General features: G+C 58.4%; 19 protein-coding genes. 12 read left to right on the top strand and 7 right to left on the bottom strand.

Features of this window, described 5'->3' with window-relative positions:
- Nucleotides 1-2 precede the first annotated feature (2 nt).
- The gene (gene aroQ / locus KDW95_RS21875; RefSeq protein ID WP_255853881.1) at nucleotides 3-440 is read right to left on the bottom strand and encodes a type II 3-dehydroquinate dehydratase; all 438 of its coding nucleotides are present in this window, start codon (nucleotides 438-440) and stop codon (nucleotides 3-5) included.
- A gap of 299 nt (nucleotides 441-739) precedes the next feature.
- Between aroQ and KDW95_RS21880 the strand changes: the two genes are divergently transcribed.
- On the top strand, nucleotides 740-1,777 hold the full coding sequence (locus KDW95_RS21880) for a DUF2333 family protein (protein ID WP_255853882.1): 1,038 nt from the start codon (nucleotides 740-742) through the stop codon (nucleotides 1,775-1,777).
- Between the two features lie 25 nt (nucleotides 1,778-1,802).
- The gene (locus tag KDW95_RS21885) at nucleotides 1,803-2,567 is read left to right on the top strand and encodes a ParA family protein (RefSeq protein ID WP_255853883.1); all 765 of its coding nucleotides are present in this window, start codon (nucleotides 1,803-1,805) and stop codon (nucleotides 2,565-2,567) included.
- Nucleotides 2,568-2,743: 176 nt separating this feature from the next.
- On the opposite strand, the gene KDW95_RS21890 is transcribed toward KDW95_RS21885, so the two are convergent.
- Complete coding sequence (locus KDW95_RS21890) at nucleotides 2,744-3,304, bottom strand: hypoxanthine-guanine phosphoribosyltransferase (protein WP_255853884.1); 561 nt, start codon at nucleotides 3,302-3,304, stop codon at nucleotides 2,744-2,746.
- Between the two features lie 326 nt (nucleotides 3,305-3,630).
- Between KDW95_RS21890 and upp the strand changes: the two genes are divergently transcribed.
- The 4 genes from upp (at nucleotide 3,631) to KDW95_RS21910 (ending at nucleotide 8,262) form a co-directional block, all read left to right on the top strand.
- A complete protein-coding gene (gene upp / locus KDW95_RS21895) occupies nucleotides 3,631-4,254 on the top strand; it encodes a uracil phosphoribosyltransferase (RefSeq protein WP_255853885.1) in 624 nt (207 codons plus the stop codon).
- Nucleotides 4,255-4,267: 13 nt separating this feature from the next.
- Entirely contained in the window at nucleotides 4,268-5,566 is a 1,299-nt protein-coding gene (locus KDW95_RS21900; protein ID WP_255853886.1) for a uracil-xanthine permease family protein, read from the top strand.
- A 207-nt stretch (nucleotides 5,567-5,773) separates the two neighbouring features.
- A complete protein-coding gene (locus tag KDW95_RS21905; RefSeq protein WP_255853887.1) occupies nucleotides 5,774-7,252 on the top strand; it encodes a SulP family inorganic anion transporter in 1,479 nt (492 codons plus the stop codon).
- A gap of 158 nt (nucleotides 7,253-7,410) precedes the next feature.
- Nucleotides 7,411-8,262: a universal stress protein gene (locus KDW95_RS21910; RefSeq protein WP_255853888.1), complete on the top strand. Its 852-nt coding sequence runs from the start codon at nucleotides 7,411-7,413 to the stop codon at nucleotides 8,260-8,262.
- A gap of 86 nt (nucleotides 8,263-8,348) precedes the next feature.
- Here the strand turns inward: KDW95_RS21910 and pdxR are convergent, their stop codons facing one another.
- The gene (gene pdxR, locus KDW95_RS21915) at nucleotides 8,349-9,830 is read right to left on the bottom strand and encodes a MocR-like pyridoxine biosynthesis transcription factor PdxR (RefSeq protein ID WP_255853889.1); all 1,482 of its coding nucleotides are present in this window, start codon (nucleotides 9,828-9,830) and stop codon (nucleotides 8,349-8,351) included.
- A 424-nt stretch (nucleotides 9,831-10,254) separates the two neighbouring features.
- Here pdxR and KDW95_RS21920 point away from each other — a divergent pair, with 424 nt between their 5' ends.
- A complete protein-coding gene (locus KDW95_RS21920) occupies nucleotides 10,255-11,892 on the top strand; it encodes a GMC family oxidoreductase (RefSeq protein ID WP_255853890.1) in 1,638 nt (545 codons plus the stop codon).
- A gap of 125 nt (nucleotides 11,893-12,017) precedes the next feature.
- Here KDW95_RS21920 and KDW95_RS21925 read toward each other — a convergent pair whose 3' ends face one another.
- Nucleotides 12,018-12,824 carry an IclR family transcriptional regulator gene (locus KDW95_RS21925; RefSeq protein WP_255853891.1) on the bottom strand — a complete coding sequence of 269 codons (807 nt, stop codon included), beginning with the start codon at nucleotides 12,822-12,824 and terminating at the stop codon, nucleotides 12,018-12,020.
- A gap of 395 nt (nucleotides 12,825-13,219) precedes the next feature.
- On the opposite strand from KDW95_RS21925, the gene KDW95_RS21930 reads away from it, so the two are divergent.
- From KDW95_RS21930 to KDW95_RS21940, 3 genes are all read left to right on the top strand, one after another.
- Nucleotides 13,220-14,467, top strand: coding sequence for a TRAP transporter substrate-binding protein (locus KDW95_RS21930; protein WP_255853892.1), 1,248 nt, complete (start codon nucleotides 13,220-13,222; stop codon nucleotides 14,465-14,467).
- 113 nt (nucleotides 14,468-14,580) lie between these two features.
- Nucleotides 14,581-15,198: a TRAP transporter small permease gene (locus KDW95_RS21935; RefSeq protein ID WP_255853893.1), complete on the top strand. Its 618-nt coding sequence runs from the start codon at nucleotides 14,581-14,583 to the stop codon at nucleotides 15,196-15,198.
- A gap of 11 nt (nucleotides 15,199-15,209) precedes the next feature.
- Nucleotides 15,210-16,481: a TRAP transporter large permease gene (locus KDW95_RS21940; RefSeq protein ID WP_255853894.1), complete on the top strand. Its 1,272-nt coding sequence runs from the start codon at nucleotides 15,210-15,212 to the stop codon at nucleotides 16,479-16,481.
- 176 nt (nucleotides 16,482-16,657) lie between these two features.
- Here the strand turns inward: KDW95_RS21940 and KDW95_RS21945 are convergent, their stop codons facing one another.
- The 3 genes from KDW95_RS21945 to KDW95_RS21955 all read right to left on the bottom strand — a co-directional run bounded on the left by KDW95_RS21945 (nucleotide 16,658) and on the right by KDW95_RS21955 (nucleotide 19,786).
- A complete protein-coding gene (locus KDW95_RS21945; RefSeq protein WP_255853895.1) occupies nucleotides 16,658-17,833 on the bottom strand; it encodes a vWA domain-containing protein in 1,176 nt (391 codons plus the stop codon).
- Nucleotides 17,833-18,678, bottom strand: coding sequence for an AAA family ATPase (locus KDW95_RS21950; protein ID WP_255853896.1), 846 nt, complete (start codon nucleotides 18,676-18,678; stop codon nucleotides 17,833-17,835). The genes KDW95_RS21945 and KDW95_RS21950 overlap by 1 nt, the downstream gene beginning before the upstream one ends.
- Nucleotides 18,679-18,865: 187 nt before the next feature.
- Nucleotides 18,866-19,786 carry a LysR family transcriptional regulator gene (locus tag KDW95_RS21955; protein ID WP_255853897.1) on the bottom strand — a complete coding sequence of 307 codons (921 nt, stop codon included), beginning with the start codon at nucleotides 19,784-19,786 and terminating at the stop codon, nucleotides 18,866-18,868.
- Nucleotides 19,787-20,546: 760 nt separating this feature from the next.
- Here KDW95_RS21955 and tnpA point away from each other — a divergent pair.
- Both tnpA and KDW95_RS21965 read left to right on the top strand, forming a co-directional pair.
- Nucleotides 20,547-20,981, top strand: a complete 435-nt coding sequence (gene tnpA, locus KDW95_RS21960; protein ID WP_255853567.1) for an IS200/IS605 family transposase — start codon at nucleotides 20,547-20,549, stop codon at nucleotides 20,979-20,981.
- 135 nt (nucleotides 20,982-21,116) lie between these two features.
- Complete coding sequence (locus KDW95_RS21965; protein ID WP_255853899.1) at nucleotides 21,117-22,763, top strand: amidohydrolase; 1,647 nt, start codon at nucleotides 21,117-21,119, stop codon at nucleotides 22,761-22,763.
- Nucleotides 22,764-22,790 lie beyond the last annotated feature (27 nt).

Genomic DNA, 22,790 nt, shown 5'->3' on the forward strand with positions numbered 1-22,790 from the left:
CGTTATGCCAGGTCGTCAATGACGGCCTGTAAGGCAAAGTTGTACCCCTGGCTGCCGAATCCGCAGATCACGCCCCGGGCCACATCCGAAAAGTACGAATGGTGGCGAAAGCGCTCGCGGGCATGCACGTTGGACAGATGGACTTCGTAAAACGGAATATCCACACCCAGAAGTGCATCACGCAGGGCAACGCTGGTGTGCGTAAATGCCGCCGGATTGATAATGACGAAGGCAACACCTTCATCCCGGGCGGCATGGATGCGGTCAATCAGTTGATATTCGGCATTGCTTTGCAGGTGACTCAGCTGATGTCCGGCAGCCTGGGCCTGGGTTTCCAGCGAGCGGTTGATGTCCGCAAGCCTTGTGGCACCGTAAATTCCGGGTTCCCGGGTGCCGAGCAGGTTCAGGTTGGGGCCGTGCAGCACCAGTATTTTTGCCATCAATAAAGCCTCAAAAATCAACAGACTTGCGACATGCAGGAGGTAAGACCGCATAGTTTGCATGAATCCGGCGGCAGTGTCTATCGCAAGCCATAATTTGCGGCGTTAGCGGCTATTTCAGCGAAGTTAACCTGAATTTCCCGGTCTGTTGTCTATAGTTGATGATCTTTTTTTGTCCAGTGAATAATTTTGGGGTATCTACGGGCCCGCAGGCGCCGGAGCGGGCGTTGACGCTGTTCGGCAAATCAGTGATAGTGCGGTGCAGCATTAAAGGCACATCAGGTAAATAGGGAACGGCATTGGAAAAACTGCAGCGGTGGTGGCTGGGAAAATGGGATCGGATTGCGGCGGGCCCCGGGTCTTCTGCCTGGCTCAAGGGAATTGGCGTCCTGCTGGGACTCTATCTGCTGGGTGCGCTGGTGGTCGGCATGTACTGGAGCTGGGAGCCGGCACGCTTTGATGTCCAGGCCAAGGCCGTACTCCATGAAGGCGCTGCCCCGGCGGTGGGTTCGCACACCAGCGGTGCGCTGATCGAGCTTGTCGAGAGCCTGCTGAACAAGCCGGGCGGTTATCTGAGCAACGACCGGCTGCCGCCGGGGATCTGGCTCGATAACGTGCCCAGCTGGGAGTTTGGCGTGCTGGTGCAGGCGCGGGACCTGAGCCGGGCACTGCGCAAGGACTTCAGCCGTTCCCAGTCGCAATCCACCGAAGACGCGGACCTGGTCCAGGCAGAGCCCTTGCTGCACTTCAACAGCAACAGCTGGCTGCTGCCCTCCACCGAGGGTGAATACCGCAAGGCGCTCAAGCACCTGCGCCAGTATCAGCTGCGCCTGGCGGATCCTGCCCAGGTGCAGTCGCAGTTCTATGCCCGTGCCGACAACCTCAATAACTGGCTGGGTGATGTGTCCACCCGTCTTGGCAGCTTGTCACAGCGCCTGAGCGCCAGCGTCGGCCAGCGTCGCCTGAATACCGACCTGGCCGGTGAAGCCGATGCGCGCCAGTCGACCCAGGGAGCGGCCGAACAGGATGTCGAAACGCCCTGGCTGGAGCTGGACGATGTCTTTTATGAGGCCAGGGGCACGGCCTGGGCACTGATTCATATTCTGCAGGCGGTGGACGCCGATTTTGCCGTGGCGCTGGAGAAGAAGAACGCCCGCGTCAGCCTGGAGCAGATCGTGCGCGAGCTCGAGTCGACCCAGGAAACCATCTGGAGCCCGATGGTGCTGAACGGCACGGAATTTGGGCTGGTCGCCAACCATTCGCTGGTCATGGCGTCGTATATTTCCCGCGCTAACGCGGCCATCATCGACCTGCGCAAGTTGCTGTCGCAGGGATGATGTCGATCTCGGAGAACAGGATTCGATGAAGCGAGTTGTCTTTAATCAGAAAGGCGGTGTGGGAAAGTCCAGTATCACCACCAACCTGGCCGCCATCAGCGCCAGTCGGGGATTGAAAACCCTGGTGATCGACCTGGACCCGCAGTGTAATTCGACCCACTACCTGTTGGGCGAAAATGCGGCGCACACCCAGACCGATATCCGGGACTTTTTCGAGCAGATGCTGAGTTTTCAGCTCAAGGCTGCGGGGCCGGACGCGTTTGTGCACGAAACGCCCTATGAAAACCTGTTCCTGATCCCGTCCAACCCGGATGTCACCGACCTGCAGGCCAAGCTCGAGTCCAAGCACAAGATCTACAAGCTGCGCGATGCGCTGAATCAGCTGGACGATTACGATGCCATCTATATCGATACGCCGCCGGCCTTCAACTTTTTCACCCTCTCGGCGCTGGTGGCGGCACAGCGCTGCCTGATTCCGTTCGACTGCGACGAGTTTGCCCGCCAGGCGCTGTACAGCCTGATGGACAACGTGCGTGAAACCCAGGCCGATCACAACGATCAGCTGCGTGTGGAAGGCATAGTGGTGAACCAGTACCAGCCGCGGGCAACCCTGCCACGGAAAATGGTGGCGGACCTGGTGGCGGAAAAGCTGCCAATGCTCAACAGCAAGATTTCATCCTCGGTGAAGATGCGCGAATCCCACAACGAGTCGCGGCCGCTGATCCACATGGCACCCAATCACAAGCTGACCCAGGAATTTGTCGCCCTGTTCGACGAGCTGCATCCCTGATAGTCAGACGGTAGCCGTAAAAAAGCCGGCCTGGGCAGTGTTGCCCCTCGCCGGCTTTTTTGTATTCAGGCTCCGGGAACCGGGCAGACTGTCACACTTGCTCCTTGCTCCTTGCTCCTTGCTCCTTGCTCCTTGCTCCTTGCTCCTTGCTCCTTGCTCCTTGCTCCTTGCTCCTGCTACAGCCCCTTGACGGCAAAAATGCCCGGTGCGTTACGCCAGTAGCCGTGGTAGTCCATGCCAAAACCAAACAGGTAGCGATCCTCCACTTCCAGGCCGACAAAGTCTGCCGTCATGCCCGGGCGCGCCTTGCGATCATGCCGCTTGTCGACCAGTACCGCGGTATAGACCTCAGCGGCACCTTCACGCTTAAAGTAATCGATGATTTCTGCCAGGGTGTGGCCTTCGTCCAAGATGTCGTCCAGGATCAGTACCGGCCTGCCCTTGAATTCCACCATGGGGGGCACCTTCCACTCCAGGCCAAAACCGCGGGTACTGTTGCGGTAGCGGGTGGCATGCAGGTAACTGGCCTGCAGAGGAAACTCGAGGCGGGTCAGCAACTGGCCCCCAATCACCAGGCCGCCATTCATGATGCTGAACAGCACCGGATTGCGATCATGCAGTGTTTGGCTGATGGCGTGGGCCATGGTGTCGATGGCGGCCTCCACCTCGGTAGCGCTGTGCAGCAGGTCCGCTTGGGTGTAAACCTCGCGAATATGGTCCAGGTCGGTATTTGGCATGGGATCAGGTGTCAGCTAAATAGGGGGGCAGGCGCCGTGCGTTGGGCGCGACGCGGCTTGTCGGGCTCACAATACTGACTGCCCGGTCAGATGGCAAGCTGCCGGACAGATGACAAATTCCCGCCTTTTGGCTAGGATGCACCCACATTTTCTGACCGGCACGACAATTGCTGAGTAAATCGGGGCAGGGGCGATATCCGCAGGATGTTGTTTCCCTGCTCCGATGCCGATGGCTGCCCTGGTGCTGGCGCCGGCCGGGATCGCTGGTTTAAACAAGAGGCCCGGTTTGCCGACCGGGCTCTGATCGTTGTCAAAGAGGTTTGTGCATGAGCGTTCACGAAATCCGCCACCCATTGATCCGCCACAAGCTGGGTCTGATGCGGTCCGCCGATCTGAGTACCCGCAGTTTCCGGCAGCTGGCGTCGGAAGTTGGCTGCCTGCTGACCTATGAGGCAACCAAGGACCTGGAACTGGAGTCCTACCCGGTGGACGGCTGGTGCGGTCCCATGACCGCCGAGCGCATCAAGGGCAAAAAAATTACCGTGGTGCCGATCCTGCGCGCCGGTATCGGCATGCTCGATGGCGTGCTGGAGCTGGTTCCCGCGGCCAAGATATCAGTGGTGGGGTTGTACCGGGACGAGGAAACCCTGGAGCCGGTACCCTACTTTGAAAAGCTGGCCAATGACATCGAAGAGCGCATGGCGCTGATCATCGATCCGATGCTGGCGACTGGCGGCTCCCTGGTAGCGACGATCGACATGCTGAAGAAGGCCGGTTGTACCAGCATTCGCACGCTGATCCTGGTGGCCGCGCCGGAAGGCCTTAAAAAGGTGCAGGAAGCACACCCGGACGTGGATATTTTCACGGCGTCCATCGACAGCCACCTGGATGAACACGGCTATATCATTCCGGGTCTTGGTGATGCCGGTGACAAGATCTTCGGGACCTGAGGAACGCTGACCCATGTCTAACCAAGGTGACTATCACCTGAGCGGGTGGCGCAGCGCGCTGGCTGGTTCGCAAATGCTGTTCGTCGCCTTCGGTGCCCTGGTGCTGGTGCCGCTGCTCACGGGGCTCAACCCGAGCGTGGCGCTCTTTACTGCCGGTGCCGGTACCCTGCTTTTCCAGGTGGCAACGAAGCGCACGGTGCCGGTCTTTCTGGCCTCGTCCTTCGCCTTTATCGCGCCCATTATCTATGGTGTGCAGACTTGGGGTATCCCGGCCACCATGGGCGGCCTGATGGCGGCGGGACTGCTGTATCTGCTGCTGTCGCTGGCGGTGAAGCTGCGCGGTGCGGGCTTTATTCACCGGCTGATGCCGCCGGTGGTTACGGGCCCGATCATCATGGTGATCGGCCTGGGGCTGGCGCCGGTGGCGGTGAACATGGCCATGGGCAAAAGCGGTGATGGCGGTATCGAGCTGTTCCCGTACGCTGATGCCATGCTGGTGTCCATGGCGGCGCTGGTAACCACCCTGGTGGTGGCGGTGTTCGCGAAAGGGATCTTTCGGCTGGTGCCGATCCTGTCCGGCGTGCTGGTGGGTTACCTGCTGGCCAACCTGATGGGCATGGTGGATTACACGCCGGTGCAGCAGGCAGCCTGGTTCTCGGTGCCGGCCTTCGTGGCGCCGGAACTCAACTGGCAGGCCATTCTGTTTATGCTGCCGGTGGCCATTGCGCCGGCGATTGAGCATGTGGGCGATGTGCTGGCCATCAGCAACGTGACCGGCAAGGATTACCTGAAAAAGCCGGGCCTGCACCGCACCTTGCTGGGCGATGGCCTGGCGACATCGACCGCAGCCATGCTGGGCGGCCCGCCCAACACGACCTATTCGGAAGTGACCGGTGCCGTCATGCTGACCCGGGCGTTCAACCCGCTGATCATGACCTGGGCGGCGGTGTTTGCCATTGCGCTGGCCTTTGTTGCCAAGATCGGCATTCTGCTGCAGACCATTCCGACGCCCGTGATGGGCGGTATCCTGATCCTGCTGTTTGGTTCCATCGCCGCGGTGGGCATGAACACCCTGATCAAGGCACGGGTCGACCTGGGTGAGCAGCGCAACCTGGTGATCGTGGCCACGGTGCTGGTGTTCGGCATCGGCGGCATGGTGATCGGGCAGGGCGAAATGAGCCTGCAGGGTGTTGCACTCAGTGGTTTTGCCGCCATTCTTCTGAACCTGGTACTGCCCCGCAGCGTTCCTGCAGCTGACGATCTGGCGGCTGAGAAGGCCGTGCTGAATGACCTGCCGGATCAGCGTCGCTAGGCTGGCTTCGTCACTGTGGTTACGGCGGTCGCTGGCTTGACGCTCCGGGTGCAAGCCGGTAACGTAGCCGCGCTATTGTGCATGTGCGAAAAATAGCCGCTTTGACGCGGGCCCCGCCGGGGCCGGGTGTCCCGTGCCTCTACTTATCAAGACCCGCCAGCGGCACCTTGCTGTCGCTGGCGAAACTCCAGACCTGACGGATAACGGATGATTAACTCTTTGCAACGCCAATGGTTCTCCAACACGCGTGGCGACCTGCTGGCCGGTGCCGTGGTGGCCCTGGCCCTGATTCCCGAGGCAATCGCCTTTTCCATTATTGCCGGTGTGGATCCCAAGGTGGGTCTGTACGCGTCCTTCTGTATCGCGGTGGTAATTGCCTTTGTCGGCGGCCGCCCCGGCATGATTTCGGCGGCCACCGGTGCCATGGCGCTGCTGATGGTGACCCTGGTACGCGAGCACGGGCTGCAGTACCTGCTGGCGGCTTCCCTGCTGACCGGGGTGCTGCAGATCGGGGCCGGCTACCTGAAGCTGGGCAGCCTGATGCGCTTCGTTTCCCGCTCGGTGGTGACGGGGTTCGTCAATGCCCTGGCGATCCTGATCTTTATGGCGCAGTTGCCTGAGCTGATCGATGTGACCTGGCATGTCTATGCCATGACCGCTGCCGGGCTTGGCATCATCTACCTGTTCCCCTACGTGACCCGGGCGGTGCCGTCTCCGCTGGTGTGCATCCTGACCCTGACCGGCCTGTCGATGTACCTGGGGCTGGATATCCGTACCGTGGGTGACATGGGTGAGCTGCCCGATACCCTGCCGATTTTCCTGTGGCCCGACGTGCCACTGAACTTTGAAACCCTGCAGATCATCTTCCCCTATGCCGCTGCCATGGCCGTGGTCGGCCTGCTGGAATCCATGATGACCGCGACCATCGTGGACGACCTGACCGACACCTCCAGTGACAAGAACCGCGAGTGCAAGGGGCAGGGCGTGTCCAACATCGCCTCCAGCCTGCTCGGTGGCATGGCGGGCTGCGCCATGATCGGCCAGTCGGTGATCAACGTGAAATCCGGCGGCCGTACCCGCCTGTCGACCCTGACCGCGGGCCTGCTGCTGCTGATCATGGTGGTGTTCCTGGATGAGTGGGTTGCGCAGATTCCCATGGCGGCGCTGGTGGCCGTGATGATCATGGTATCCATCGGTACCTTCAGCTGGGATTCCATCCGTAACCTCAAGCAGCACCCGCTGTCCACCAATCTCGTCATGATCGCGACCGTGGTGGTGGTGGTGTTTACCCACAACCTGGCCTACGGCGTGTTCGTCGGTGTCCTGCTGGCCGCCATGTTCTTTGCCAGCAAGGTGGGGCACTACATGCGGGTGGACAGCCATGTGGATGATACCCAGTCGCTGCGCGAGTACCGCGTATCGGGACAGGTGTTCTTTGCATCGGCGGACAAGTTTATCGCTGCCTTTGATTTCAAGGAGGTTCTGGACAAGGTCGTGATCGACGTCACCCATGCGCACTTCTGGGACATCACCGCCGTATCCTCGCTGGACAAGGTGGTGGTCAAGTTCCGCCGCGAGGGCACCGAAGTCGAGGTCTGCGGGCTGAACGAAGCCAGTGCCACCATCGTCGACCGCTTTGGCCAGTACGACAAGCCGGGCAGTGCCGACGAGCTGATCGGGCACTGATCCTGCGAAGCGGCGTGCAGTTATAGGCGGGGCAGCAGCCCTGCGTCCGCGAGGGGCTTTTCTGGCCCCTCAGGCATGTTATGGTTGACTCCTGCGACCGGCAGGGCGCAGCACGCGCAGATGCGCCCCGTTCATTGCTGTACAGGGAGTGACCATCCATGAATAAAGTATTTGCCTGTATCGGTGCCATGCAGTCCTCGGCGGCGGTATGTGACAGTGCGGCCTGGGCCAGCCGGCGCCTGGAGGCGCCGCTGGTATTGCTGCATGTGCTGGACCGCAGCGAAAGCGCGGCCGAAGTGGATCTTAGCGGCAATATTGGCCTGGGGAGCCGCGAGCACCTGCTGCAGGAGCTGGCCACGCTGGATGAAAAGCGTGGCCGGCTGGCGATTGAGGCCGGCAAGGCCATGCTGGAGGCCGCCGCCGAGCGGGCCCGCAGTCAGGGTGTCGAAGCGCCGGCGCAGATGCAGCGTCACGGTGATCTGGCTGAAAGCCTGGGTGAGCTGGAAGACGAGATTCGTCTGCTGGTGCTGGGGCTGCACAGCAGCCACAGTCACAGCCCGGGCATGCCGGTGGGCAGCCATGTGGAAAGCGTGATTCGCACCATGCACAGGCCCATTCTGGTGATCCCGGGGGCGTTCAGTGAACCCCGCAGCCTGATGCTGGCCTTTGATGGCAGCGCCACTACCCTCAAGGGTGTCGAGATGCTGGCGGCGAGCCCGCTGTTTCGCGGGCTGCCCTGTCATCTGGTGATGGTGGGTGCGGATAGCGCCGAGCATCGCGGCGTGCTGGATGCTGCGCGGGAAACGCTGGAAAAGGCCGGTTTCGATGTGACGGCGGTGCTCACAAGCGGTGATGTGGAACCGGTGCTGCACGCCTACCAGGCCGAAAACAATATCGACCTGTTGGTGATGGGGGCCTACGGTCATTCGCGCATTCGCCAGCTGCTGGTGGGCAGCACTACGCGCAACATGCTGAACAATACGGCCACGCCCTTGCTGCTGCTGCGCTAACCGTTGCTACGCGCAGCGCCCAGGGCGCTGCGCGCGCGACTGTTCCTTCCTTTACCCTTTATCCTTGTCCGAACCTGCGGTGGGCTTTACTGTGCCTCCGCGTCGCTCAATTCCCGAATAAGCTCTGCCAGAATCCGGATTCCCGGGTCGATGGCCTCAGGGGCGATGGCGGAAAAACCCAGCTTGATGCAGTTTTGCGGCAGATTGTCGGCGTAATGGTAGCTGTCGCCGGAAATGATCAGAATTCCCTTCTGGGCGGCGGCGCGCTTGAGCTGTGCCGCGTTCACCGTTTCCGGCAGGCGGCACCAGAATGAGGAGCCGCCGGAGGGCAGGGTATAGCTGCCGGGCAAGTGGCTGTTGAGTGCCTGGGCCATGATTTCGCTGCGCTGTGCAAACTTGCGGGCGAGCTTGCGCAGCAGTGCATCGTGATACCCCTGGGCCAGGAACAGCGCCACGGCACGCTGGTTGTTCAGTGGCGGGTGGCGCAGCATCAGCTGGCGCAGGTTGCGGGCTTCCTGGATCAGGGCTTTGGGGCCCACCATGAAGCCCATGCGCAGGCCCGGCGCCAGGGTTTTGGACAGGCTGCCGATATAAAGCACCCGGTCGTGCTGGTCCAGGCTCTTGAGTGCCGGCGTCGGGTTGGACTCGAAGTTGATCTCCATTTCATAGTCATCCTCCACCACGATGAAATCGTCCTGCAGGGCCTTGTCGAGCAGCGTGCGCCGCCTTTCCAGCGGCATGGTAACGGTGGTGGGGCACTGGTAGCTGGGGGTGATGTAGAGCGCGTCGCAATCATCCAGCTGCTCATCGACCACCAGGCCGTTTTCGTCCACGGCCAGGCTTTTTACCCGGGCGCCGAAGAGCGCGGCGATGTGGCCGGCGCTGGCATAGCCCGGATCCTCAATGCCGAAGGTGGTGGTGCTGTCGAGCAGCAGCTGTGCCAGCAGGTACAGCGCCTGTTGGGAGCCTATGGTAACCAGGATCTCATCCTTGTCGGCCTGGATGCCGCGGCTCGGCAGAATGCGTTTTTGCAGCTGCTCGATGAGCATGGGGTCGTCGCTGTCATAGCGATCCGATGACCAGTCCCGTATGGCCTGCACACTGACGGCATCGCGCCAGCACTTGCGCCAGTTGTCGATCGGGAACAGCGCCGAGTCCAGCTGACCATAGATAAAGGGGTAGGGATACGAATGCCAGGCATGGGCCAGGCTCGGGTTGGACTGGGCCGGCGGTTTGATCTTGAGCCGGGTTGACCAGTCGACCTTGTCACAGCTGTCGGTCGCAGGGGGCGTCTTGCTGCCCTGCTCGAGCTTGCCGGCGACAAACTGCGGATTAACGAAATAGCCGCTGCGCTCCTTCGACGTCAGGTAGCCATCGGTGGCCAGCTCATCGTAGACCAGCACGATGGTGTTGCGGGCGACGTTCAGTGTCTTGGCCAGGCTGCGGCTCGATGGCAGCGGCTCGTCCAGCGGCAGGAAGCCACCAAGGATTGCGTTCACCAGTTGCTCGCGAATCTGCTTCTGCAAGGTGGCGTTATTGTTTCTGTCCAGGTGAAAGAGTGCTGACATGTGCATACCCGCCATTATTTTTAGAGATTATATACGCGTGGCTGTGCCCGTTTCTGCCCGCTCGCCTGCAAAGATGGGGCGTTTTTGCCGATTGCACAGGGTTTCCCGCGCCCTGCGGTGAGTCGGCCTATCTTCCGGACAGGGCATGGGCTTGTGCCATTCTCGCCAGGCCGTTTCTATAGACTATGAAATTAAGTTACAAAAGTCACTAAATTTGAGACTGATGTTTTCAAATATCAATAAAATTGTTGATTTGTTTCCTGGTTGAAACGATACTCCAGTTATCGAAACGGCTGTTAAGTGATCATTCAAGACTGATTGGAGGCCTGCTCAGGTCCGGGGTTCTCACCAGGCAGGCTGCGGAACTGATCTTGCTGGTTGAGATAAGTAACTGTTTAAAAATAAAAAATGGATGGTATGACTGATGTCTCTAGATTCTGCCTATGACTACATTGTGATCGGCGCAGGCTCCGCCGGCTGTGTAATGGCAAGCCGTCTGTCGGAAAACCCCGCGCACTCGGTGCTGCTGATAGAGGCGGGAAGCCGGGACACGAATCCCTGGATTCATGTTCCCATCGGCTACTTCAAGACCATGCACAACCCGAAAACCGACTGGTGCTACATGACCGAGCCGGATCCGGGTATCAATGGTCGTCAGCTGCAATGGCCGCGCGGCAAGGTGCTCGGCGGCTCCAGTTCGCTCAACGGCCTGCTTTATATTCGCGGCCAGAAAGAAGACTACGATGACTGGGCGGCGCTGGGTAATGAGGGTTGGTCCTACAAGGACGTGCTGCCGTACTTCATCAAGTCCGAAGACCAGGAGCGGGGCGCCGATGCCTATCATGGCGTCGGTGGGCCGCTGTCGGTTTCCAATATCCGCGTAAAACGCGAAATCTGTGACAAGTTTATCGATGCCGCCCAACAGGTGGGTATTCCGCGCAACGATGACTGCAACGGCGAGACCCAGGAAGGGGTCGGCTATTTCCAGTTGACGATCAAGCGTACCGGTACCCGCTGCAGCACGGCGGTGGGCTTTCTGCGCCCGGCGCTCAAGCGCCCGAACCTGCAGGCGGTGACCAATGCGCTGGTGCATCGTATCGAGTTTGAAGGCAGCCGCGTTGTTGGCGTGACGCTGTCCATCAAGGGGCAGATGCACAGTGTCCGCTGTCGCCGCGAAGTGGTGTTGTCGGCCGGTGCCATCAACTCGCCCCAGACGCTGATGCTGTCCGGCATCGGCGACAAGGACGAGCTGGCGAAGCACAATATCCCGCTGGTGAAGCATCTGCCGGGGGTCGGGCGCAACCTGCAGGATCATCTGCAGATTCGCACCATCTACAAGGTGAACAAGCCCATCACCCTGAATGACGAGGTGAACAACCCGCTGCGCAAGGTGATGATGGGGCTGGAGTACGCCATGTTCCGCACGGGCCCGCTCACCATGGCAGCCAGCCAGGTGTATATATTCACCAAAACTCCGCTAAGCCCGCAACGGCCCGATATCCAGTATCACTTGCAGCCACTAAGCGCCGACAAGCCCGCCGACGGCACGCACCGATTCTCGGCCTTCACCGCCTCGGTGTGCCAGTTGCGCCCGACCAGCACCGGCCACATTGCGCTCAAGAGCACGAACCCGGCGGACTATCCGGCGATTCATCCGAACTATCTGGCCACCGAGGAAGACCAGAAGACGGCCATCGAGTCGATCAGGATCACGCGCCAGATCGTTAACGCACCGGCGCTGGCGCCGCTGATCCAGGAAGAACACGAGCCCGGCGTTCAGCATCAGACCGATGCCGAGCTGCTGGAGTACGCCCGCAACCGTGCCACGACCATCTATCACCCCACGGGCACCTGCAAGATGGGCCAGGACGAGATGGCCGTGGTGGATGCGCGGCTGCGGGTGCATGGCATCGAAGGGCTGAGGGTGGTGGATGCATCCATCATGCCGGTCATTGTCTCGGGCAATACCAATGCGCCGACGATCATGATTGCCGAGAAAGCGGCGGACATGATGAAAGAGGATGCCATGACGGCTGCCACGTTGTCGGCGTCCATGGGATAGGGCATGCGCCCGATCTGAAAACAGGATCAGGCAGTGCTGTACGGGGCGCTGCGTTCAACAGGAGATCTGCGGTATTGCCACGGCTGGAAGCGGCCGTGGCTTTTTTGCGTCAGGCAGGCACAGGCTCAGGCGTCGTCGTCCGCAGATGCGTCTGTCTGTTCTTCGTCCATCAGCAGGGCGAGCTCTGCTGCGGCCTGTCGAATCGCCGGCACATGCTCCTGGGCCTGTTCAAGTGAAAGGCGTGCGGTCGGTGCGTGCATTGCCAGGGCGGCATAGAGACGGCCTTCGCTATCGCGGATGGGCACGGCTACCGCGATCATGCCCTGCAGAAACTCTTCGTTATCGACGCCAACGCCGTTCTGGCGGATCTTGCGCAGCTCCGGTTTCAGGGCTTCGGCCGAGGTTAGGGTGTTGGGGGTGTGCTTGTCCAGCGGTAGCCGGGCCAGCAGGCGGGAGCGCTTGATGCTCGACAGCTCGCTCAGAAACAGCTTGCCGCTGGCGGTGCAGTGCAGTGGAACCCGGTCATTGATCTGCAGCTGAACCCGCAGCGGCCAGTGGGTTTCGACGCGGTCGAAGTAAATCATCTCGCCGCCGCTGGGAATGGAAATATTGCAGGTTTCGCCGAGCTTCTCGGACAGGCGTTGCAGGATGACATGGCGCTGGGTGCGCAGAAAATCGTTGTTGCTAAGTACGCCCAGGGCGATCTTGTTCAGCTTGGGGCCGGGCAACAGGCCGCGGCCATCGAGGCGGGGCTGCAGGAAACCGGCGTCCTCGAGCTGGCTGCACAGGCGATGTATGGTGGGTTTGGGTAGCTTCAGCGTGCGGTTGATTTCCGCCGGGGTCAGGGGCTGAGGCGTATTGGCGACGATTTCCAGTATGTTGAGTGCGCGCAGGATGGATGATCCCGTGTCCTTGCTGGTTGAGTCGGGCATGGTTTCTAGCCTGTACAGGTTGGCGATGCTAAGCGACATCATAGGCTTTCGAAAGTCTCAATAACATCGTTTTTTGATACCCTTTTTTTGCGATCCTGGGCGCAAAGGCACAACCCTTCTCCCGGGCCTTAGGCGGTGGAGCTGAAATGTCCTGATAAAACAGGGAATTGCTGCCTAAACAGGGGGTAACGGTGTGCTTCATGGGTCGTCTTGTTATCGTATCGAAGCTATATTCAAAAATAAACAAGCAATAAAAATTACATATTTAGGTATTTGTGAGACAAAACTTATCAAAAAATGTTGCATTTGGGCGATGTTCTGTGTTCTATTGGGCAGACGGTCTAAGGCTGACCTGCGAAATCCGGAAACCAAAAAAATAATTCAGGATGTCTATCATGGCGAAAGCAACCCCCTTCTCAGACAAGAAGCCCGAGAGCGTCTCGCGTCGGGATTTTTTCCGTGTAGCAGCGACTTACGGCATGAGTTCGACCATGCTGGCGGCCACTGCGCTGGGCAGTTTCACCCTGCCGCAGCTGACGCAGGCCGCAGAGGCCACTGCCAACCGTCGTAATAAAAAAGAGGCCAAACATACCCTGAAGTTCGGTGCGTCCGGGTTTAACGAGAATAACCTGCTGATCGAGCGTGCCGGTTGTCTGGATTTTGCCCGCGACATAGAAGACCGTACCGATGGCGAGATTCGAGTCGAATTTATCGGCGATAACCAGATCTGTGGCCAGCTGGACTGTGTCAAGAAGACCCAGCAGGGCATCATCGACATGTTTACGGCGTCTACCCAGAACTCTGCTGGTGCCGCTCCCTATTTGAATGTGCTCGATTACGCCTATATGTTCCCGACCCGGGCTTCGCAGTACCACTTCCTTTACCATCCCGACAGCCAGCGCCTGCTGCGTGACCCGCTAAAGAAAAAGCACGGGCTGCAGTTCCTGTTTTCTCATTGTGAGCTGCGTGGTTTGCAGATGGGGCTGGGCTGGCAAGACAAGCCGCTGATTACCGATATCGATGTGTTAAAAGGTACCAAGAACCGCGTTACGGGTACCCAGCTTGGTCGTATCGCGATGCAGCTCCTGGAACTCAACCCTGTACCCATTGCCTGGTCTGAAACCCTGGATGGTCTCAAGTCGGGGCTGATCGATGGTGCCGAGACCTGGGCTGGTGCGGTGGGTTACGCCAACATGTCACCGGTAATCTCTCAGTCGGTCGACCTGCGCCTCTTCTGTGGCACCGAAGCCACCATGATGGATGCCAAGGTTTTCGATAGCATGAGTCCGGCTCTGCAGGAAGCGGTGATGGAGTCTGCTTATCTGACCCAGGTTAAAATCCAGGCAGCTCAGGAAGCGGCGCTGGTTAATACCGTGGGTGCCACCGTGCCTTCACTTGCCGGAACCCTCTTTCATGAGCATAACGTGCGGGTTGCGCCGCTATCGGATGAAGTGCGTGCTAAAGCCGAACGTATCTGTGCGCCTGAATTCAACCCTGAGCCCTGGGTGCAATGGCGCGAACGTCTCGACAAGTGGGCGGGTGGTATCGATACCTATACCGAGATCCACAAGATCGCTCGTGAAATTCCCCTGGACACACTTGCCGAGAATGTCGAGCCCCGTCGCTGGTGGAAAAACGCCTGATCCCTTTTGTCTTACTCCTTTTAGGTGACTAAAGATGCCGGTTTAGCTAAGGGTAACCGGCGTTATGTTCGCGGGCCTGTGTTCGCTGGTATAGGGTTAAAGGTGGTTGGGTTATGGCGACGTTAGAATCGAATGCAAAACAGGACGGTATCTCGCCAGACAGCGGGAAGATCCTGTCGGGTGAAGCAAAAGGGAGGGTGCATATGAAAGCAGGCAAGGCACTTTACTGGGCTTTTCAAAATATCGAGAGATTTTTCATTATAGTCTCCTACGGGTCTATGACAGGCATTATCTTTATCGAGGTCATTCGGCGATTTTTGTTTAACGAGCAATCGGCCTGGAGCACGACGATACCGATCTATCTGTTCCTGTGGCTTGCCTGGATGGGGGCCTCCTACAATACGCTGAAACGTTCCCACCTGCGCTTTACCGAGATGCGAGAACGGCTGTCTTATGGCGCCCAGTTCGGTTGTCTCATTCTGGATGCCGTGCTCTGGTTCGTTATGGGAGCGGTGGTGATCTATTTCTCTGTTGAACAGGTCTATATCTCTTACGATAACTTCTCGATTGTCCAGGGCACCGATAATGTGATGCAGTGGTGGTTCTATCTCGCCACGCCGTGCGCGTGGACGCTACTGTTGGTGCGCGTCAGCCAGAATCTGGCGAGTGACTACCATGACTTTAGAGCGGGCCGGCCTTTAGCTGTGCAAGCCGCCACCTTTGGTGATTGAGGAGCCCAGTAATGGACGGATTATGGATTGGTTTGATCAGTTTGGGCATCACCGGGTTATTTCTGCTGGGTGTGCCTATCTTCCTGGTGATCTCCTTTTGGGTGATCGGTGTCAGCCTGGTGATCGACTTCACCCTGGCCAATGTCGGTGTGACCCTTTATGAGGGACTGAACTTTTATGGGCTGCTGGCGTTACCTTTGTTTATCCTGACCGGAGACCTGATAAACGCTGCCGGTATCGCCAAACGTTTGTCCGACTTTGCTTACGCCTGTCTGGGCTTTATGCGTGGGGGGTTGGGGATGGCCTCTCTGGGTGCCTGCGGCATGTTTGCGGCGATCTCGGGATCAAACTCTGCCACCACCGCAACCATAGGCAGCATCATGCACCCTGAGATGAAGAAGGGTAACTACAACGAAGAGTTTGCCGCGGCTACAGTGGCCGCCGGTGGCGTAGTAGGGATTATTATTCCCCCCAGTATTATCTTTATCGTTTACGGCTTCATGATGAACCTGCCGATTGGCGAACTATTTATGGCCGGTATGATCCCTGGTGCGCTGATGGTTTTCGCTATGATGGCCACCTGTTATATAGTGTCCTGGCGCAATGGATGGGGCGATCTCATTAAGTTCAGTCCCACACGTATTGTCAAGACAGGCGGCAAGGCGTGGCTTGGGTTTATGGCGATGGGGATTGTGCTGCTCGGTCTCTATACCGGCTCTTTTTCGCCGACGGAAGCGGCAGGGGTCACCACGGGCTTTTGTCTGATTGCCGGGTTGTTGGTTACCCGCAAGTTCGGTATCAAGGACTTGCCGAAAATCATGATGCGCTCAGGCCAAATTACCGGTATGTTGGCGCCCTTGATCGCGGTCTCGGTGGTCATGCAGCAGGTGCTGTCACTGCTGGGAACCAAAGCCTTTTTGACTGGATTGATTACTTCACTTGGCGGCTTTTATCCCATCCTGTTTGCTTGTATGGCAATAGTCTTTGTGGTCGGGGCGGTACTCGAGAGCCTGCCCGTCACGGTGATACTGGCACCCATACTGGCGCCCATCGCGGCCTCGATCGGTGTTGATCCGATCCAGTTTGCAGTGGTCTTCCTGGTGGGTGCTTCCATTGGCTTCATTACGCCGCCCTATGGTCTGAACCTTTATGTGGCCAGCGGCATGACCGGTATTCCCTACTTGCGGATAGTGAAACATGTGGTGCCCTATCTCATTGCACTTATTTTGACCTGGTTCGCCATTGCGTTAATTCCTGGGATCTCTCTCTGGATTCTTTCTTGAATCCGGCAACGATACTCTCTTCCTGTTATTAACCGACTGGCCAATAGGTTCCCTCCCTGTTTGCCAGTCACCCCACACTTTTCACCATTGAAGAATGGGCGCAAGCGCATGAGCTTGCGCCCGTTTTTCTGGTGTTTCGTCTGTGCCGGTTGTGTAGCCCTGCGCTCCCCCTCAGGTCAGCGCGACAGCGCCTTGATGGCAAGCTCCAGGCCTTGCAGTGTCAGCGGATACATCTGGTCGCTGAACTGCTGGCGAATCATCCGGGTCGAGTGGGTGTACTGCCAGCTCTGCTCCTGCATCGGGTTAAGCCAGATGCACTTGTCCCAGGTGTCCAGCACCCGCTGTAGCCAGACCTGGCCGGCTTCCTCGTTCATGTGCTCGACGCTGCCAAAACGCTCTGCCAATTCGTAGGGTGACATGGCCGCATCGCCAACAAAGATCACGCGGTAGTCCCGCCCGTAGGTGTGCAGCAGGTCGAGGGTGGGAATGCGCTGGTCGAAACGGCGGCGGTTGTCGCGCCATACGCCTTCGTACAGGCAGTTGTGAAAGTAAAAGTATTCCAGGTGCTTGAATTCGCTGCGAGCGGCACTGAACAGCTCTTCGCAGGTGCGGATGAAGGGGTCCATCGAACCGCCGACATCCAGAAACAGCAGTACCTTGGCGGCATTGTGCCGTTCGGGCACCATTTTCAGATCCAGCAAGCCCGCATTGCGGGCGGTGCAGCGGATGGTGTCGTCCAGGTCGAGCTGATCGGCCGCGCCGGTGCGGGCGAACTTTCGCAGCTTGCGCAACGCCACCTTTATATTGCGCGTCCCCAGTTCAAGGCTGTCATCCAGGTTGCGGAACTGGCGCTGCTCCCATACCTTTACCGCCCGCCTGTGGCGCCCGGGCCCGCCGATGCGCACGCCTTCGGGGTTGTAACCGCCATGACCGAAGGGCGAGGTGCCGCCGGTGCCGACCCACTTGCTGCCGCCGGCGTGTTTGGCGTCCTGCTCTTCGAGGCGCTGGCGCAGGGTGTCGAGCAGCTTGTCGAGCCCGCCCAGGGCCTCGATGGCCGCCTTGTCGGCCTCGGACAGCTGGCGCAGAAAGTCGGCCTGCAGCCAGTGCTCCGGTATCAGGCTATCCCGCAGGTCTTCGGCGGCGGGCAGACCATTGAAGTAGGCCGCAAAGGCGCGGTCGAAGCGGTCGTAGTATTTTTCGTCCTTCACCAGGCAGGCACGGGCCAGCAGGTAGAAGTGATCCAGATCGCAGCAGGCCAGGCGGGCGTCCAGCGCGGCGAGCAGGTCGAGCAGTTCACGCAGGCTGACCGGAACGGAGGCCTTGCGCAGACTGCTGAAAAAATCGATCAGCATCAGCGTGTACCGCGGCGCGCCATAAAGGCCAGGCGCTGCAGCATGTGTACGTCCTGCTCGTTTTTCAGCAGCGCGCCGTAGAGCGGCGGCATGGCACTGGCCGGGTCCTGTGCCGCCAGGGTGCTGGCGTCGATGCGGTCCGCCAGCAACAGCTTGAGCCAGTCAATCAGCTCGGAGGTGGAGGGTTTTTTCTTCAGGCTGGGTACGTCACGCAGTGCGAAAAAGATCTCCAGGGCCTCATGTACCAGTTGCTGCTCGATATCGGGGTAATGCACCGCCACGATTTTTTGCAGCGTGCTGCGATCGGGAAAGGCGATGTAGTGAAAAAAGCAGCGGCGCAAGAACGCATCCGGCAGTTCCTTCTCGTTGTTGCTGGTTATGATCACCACCGGGCGCTTGCGGGCCTGAATACGTTGCCCGGTTTCGTAAACATCGAACTCCATCTTGTCGAGTTCGGTCAGCAGGTCGTTAGGGAACTCGATATCCGCCTTGTCGATTTCATCGATCAGCACCACGGCCTGTTGTTCGGCGTCGAAAGCCTGCCAAAGCGTGCCCTTGCGAATGTAATTGGCGATATCGTGCACCCGCGCATCGCCGAGCTGCGAGTCCCGCAGGCGCGATACTGCATCGTACTCGTAGAGTCCCTGCTGTGCCTTGGTGGTGGACTTGACGTGCCAGCGCAACAGCGGCATATCAAGCGCACTGGCGATTTCTTCGGCCAGCAGTGTTTTGCCGGTACCCGGTTCACCCTTGATCAGCAGCGGGCGCTGCAGCGTGATCGCCGCATTGACCGCCATCTGCAGGTCTTCGGTGGCGACATAGCGTTCGGTACCTTCAAATTTCATCTGATCAAGTCCTCGATGCAGGCCAGGCGAGCGGTGCACCAAGCGCAGGGTCGGTACCTGTCACTGGCTGCAGCCTGGCGCAAATGACCCGAGTCTAGCAGAGCCTGTGTGCGTGCCGTAATGACGAGAACGGTCAGTGAATTGACTCACAGGGCCAGGTCACCCGGCCACTCGACAGGCGGATAATTTACTCCTCGGCAAATGCGGAAAAAATATCCAGAAAGGCGCGCATAATCGGCCCCACCGTTTCACCGCGGCGCACCACCAGCGACAGTTCCAGCTCATGACTGAATTGGGCTTGAGGCAGAGCGCGCATTTCGCCGTTCTTGACCCAGTTGGCGGCGTAGCGCCTTGGCAGGTGACCGATATAGCGGCCGGACAAGATCAGAAACGCCAGACCTTCAGACAGGTAGGAAGATGCCGGCGGTGTCGGCAATTGTTGTAACAGTTTGCCCCTGGGGTCTGGCGAATAGCAGCCCTTGGCATAACCTGTGAGCACAAGGTCACGGATACTGATGTCATCCCTGGTGAACAGCGGGCTCTGGTTGCCACAGTAGAGGTCGACAACAACGGGGAAGCTGACCAGCGCACGCAGGGTCTGTTTGCTGTCTGGAAACAGGCCGATACCCAGGTTAAGGCTGCCGTTTACCAGCGCCTCTTCAATTTCATTGGAGGGCAGCACCTTGATGCTGATGTGCACATCAGGATGTTGTTCGGAAAAACGGTGGATTACTTCCGGTACCCGGGTGGTGGGCGACATTGTCGAGTTGTCCAGAATGCCGATCTTGAGCTCTCCGGTAAACCTTCCCTTCAGACCGGCGACATTCGCATTAAAATGATCCACGGCTTGAAACAGTTTCCGGGCCTGGTGATAGACCTCACGACCGTTTTCGGTGAGTGAAAACCCACCCCGTCCACGGTTGCAGAGCTTCAGTCCAAGCCGCGTTTCCAGGTCCTGAACAGAGGTGCTGATACTGGAAAGCGCAATGTTCAGTGGCTCCTGCGCCTGTGTAAGACCGCCACTCTCGACGACGGTGATAAATACACTTAAAAGCCGGATATCTATATTGCTGACTTTGCCTATAGAGTAATCTTGTTTGCCATGCATAAGCGCACCACTTGCCCCATGGTTCTAATTATTAAAGCCTTTGAAGATATTAACCCGGAGGGTTAATACATGAAACAGGGATGTTTCATCATTGGCCGCAGGCCAATGCGAACCCCACAAAAACCAGCACGTCCACGCACTTGCGCCTGTTTTTGTGGGGTGACTGGAAAATAGGGAGGGAACCTATTTGCCAGCCAGGTTAATAATACCATTAAGGCCTTGAATAGCACGGTTTTATATTAAACCCCAGGTGCGTGGCCAAATGCTTCTTGCCAGTGCCGCCCGCTAGTCTGAACCTGTTCAGGAAATACCCTGGTTTACAAAATAACCATAGCGCTTTGGGCCCGGCTGGTGGGAGGAGTACAAGCCCAGCTACCCGCTGGCTGGATGACCATCTGAGCCGCGGTGCGGACCGCCATAGAGAACAGGGGGTGGCGGGCCGCCGCGGCTGGCTGGGTGTCGGTGCTGCCATCCGTTACTTCGGCAATTCGTAAAGTAATATTTAGTTATTCGTGATTTTACTCATCCCGTGTTTTTTCTAGAGTGAACACTCTGGTTTGTTTTAGGTCCATTCGTCCGGCGGGTATTGTTTCAGAATATTGATTCATTCGCCCCGCCGGATTTTTAACCAAACATCCCGGGCCTGTAATAATTAATCCGAGGTAAACCCCCGGCTATGCCGGGGTGACTCGCATAGGTTTGACCGAGACTACGGTCAATGTACCTTCGTTTTTCGACCAAGAAAGCAGAAGGCAACCCTATGCGAGACTACGAAAGTCTGGCGCATACGCGCTGGGATTGTAAGTACCATGTGGTGTTCATCCCGAAGAAGAGGCGAAAGGTGATCTATGGGAAGTTGCGCCGGTACATGGGAGAAATCTTCCATGAGCTTGCAGGGCGCAAAGGCGTGAAGATCGTCGAGGGACACTTGATGCCGGATCATATCCACATGTGCATCAGCATTCCGCCCAAGTACTCGGTATCCAACGTGGTTGGCTATCTCAAGGGCAAAAGTGCGATCGCTATCGCCAGGCAGTTCAAAGGCCGTCAGCGAAACTTCAATGGCGAGAACTTCTGGGCGAGAGGCTATTTCGTTTCGACGGTGGGCCTGGATGAAGAAATGGTACGCGAGTACATCCGTAATCAGGAGAAAGCGGATGAACATCGGGATCAACTGAGGCTGGGAATGATGTAGCGCCTTGGGCGCAATTGATAGCCCTTCGAGGGCGTCCCCTGATAAGCCTCCGGCTTTGCCGGAGGTCATTTAACTTAGCGCCGGCGCTGGTTTTTCAATTCATGGTCGGCTGTAAAATATAATAATGAGGTCTACATGGCGAATTACGCATTTATTAACGGCCAGGTGATAACCGTCGATCAGAGCGACCGCATCTGTCAAGCCGTGCTGGTTGAAGGTGCGCATATCAAGGCGGTCGGTACCAGTGCAGAAATTGCGGCGCTGGTGAATGATTCGGTTGAAGTGATCGACCTGCAAGGCCGCACATTGATACCGGGGTTTATCGATGCCCACAATCACCTCACTCATCAGGGCGCGGCCTTTGCCACTGTCGATTTCGGCTACCCCGCGGTGTCTTCCATCGCCGATTTGCGCGATGCCGTGGGGCATGCCGCTGAAAACTGTGCGCCCGGTCAGTGGATTCGCGGCTGGGGAATGAACTACGAGAAATTCAGCGACGGCAGGATTCCCACGCGCTGGGATCTGGATGACATCTCTCCCGACAACCCGGTGTGCATTGTCCACGTCAGTGGTCACAACGTGCTGGTCAACAGTATCGCCCTGGCGCTGGCCGGGGTGGATGACAACACGCCAGACCCCAGCGGCGGCATGTTTGTCCGCGATGAACAGGGACGCATCACGGGGTATGCCTATGACAGTGCCCAGCAACTGGTCATACCCACCAGTGTCGATGTCGGTCATCACGGCCCGGATATTGGCTACGATCTGCCGCTGGAGGAGCTGGTGGATGACATCGACCGTGCCTGCAAGGCTTACCTGAAAGTCGGTATTACCTCGATCGTGGACCCGCAGGTGACCACCCGGGAAATGCCCGGCTACATGGAAGCCCGCAAGCAGGGAAAACTGACGGTTAAAACCACCTGCATGTATCTGTCCAACCACCAGGATGCGATCAACGAATTGGGCATAACCGACCATATTGGCAATGACCTCTTGTCTATCGGGCCAATGAAATATTACTGCGACGGGGCGCTGATCGGTGGCACGGCCTTGTTTTACGCCGATGAGCCCCAGGGCGAGCAAGGCTGCAAATGCAACAAGAGTGCTGGCCGTGGTTACACCTACTGGCCAGATGTTGAGGCCTTCAAGGAGGCTTTAATCGATACCCACAGGCGCGGCATGCAGTTCGGTGTGCACACCCAGGGCGATATGGCGATGGACATAGTGCTGGACGCCATTGAAGAAGCCCATCGGCGCTTTCCGCGCTCCGACACGCGCCACCGTATCGAGCATTGCCATGGTCCCTCGCGGGAGCAGGTCGCACGCATCAGGCGTCTTGGGGTGATTCCGGTTACACAGCCAGGCCAGCTCGAAGAAACGGGTGATGATCTGACGCACATCTACGGCGAACGCCGTGCCAAACGGTTCTGCCCGCTGCGCGACATGCTGGACGAAGGGATACCGGCAGTGGTCAGTACCGATGCCTTTGTGCAGTCCTACAAGCCTTTCGATGCAATCAGCGCGGCGGTGAATCGGCGCAGCCTGACGGGCCGTGACATGGGGCAGGAGCAGCGCATCAGTGTGCTCGAGGCGATCCGTGCGTACACCTGGAACGCGGCCTACTCCGTCTATCACGAGACCCGCAAGGGCTCCGTCGAAGTTGGAAAACTGGCCGACCTGGTGGTTATCGATGCGGATTTTCTGTCGGTACCGCTGGATGAAATTAGCCGTCAGCAGGTGCTGATGACCCTGTCCAGCGGGGAAATCGTCTATCGCAAATAGCTATGTGTGTGCCCGCTCAATAGATAG

Origin of the sequence: Marinobacterium rhizophilum, from assembly GCF_024397915.1 — a bacterium.
Taxonomy (GTDB): Bacteria; Pseudomonadota; Gammaproteobacteria; order Pseudomonadales; family Balneatricaceae; genus Marinobacterium_A; species Marinobacterium_A rhizophilum_A.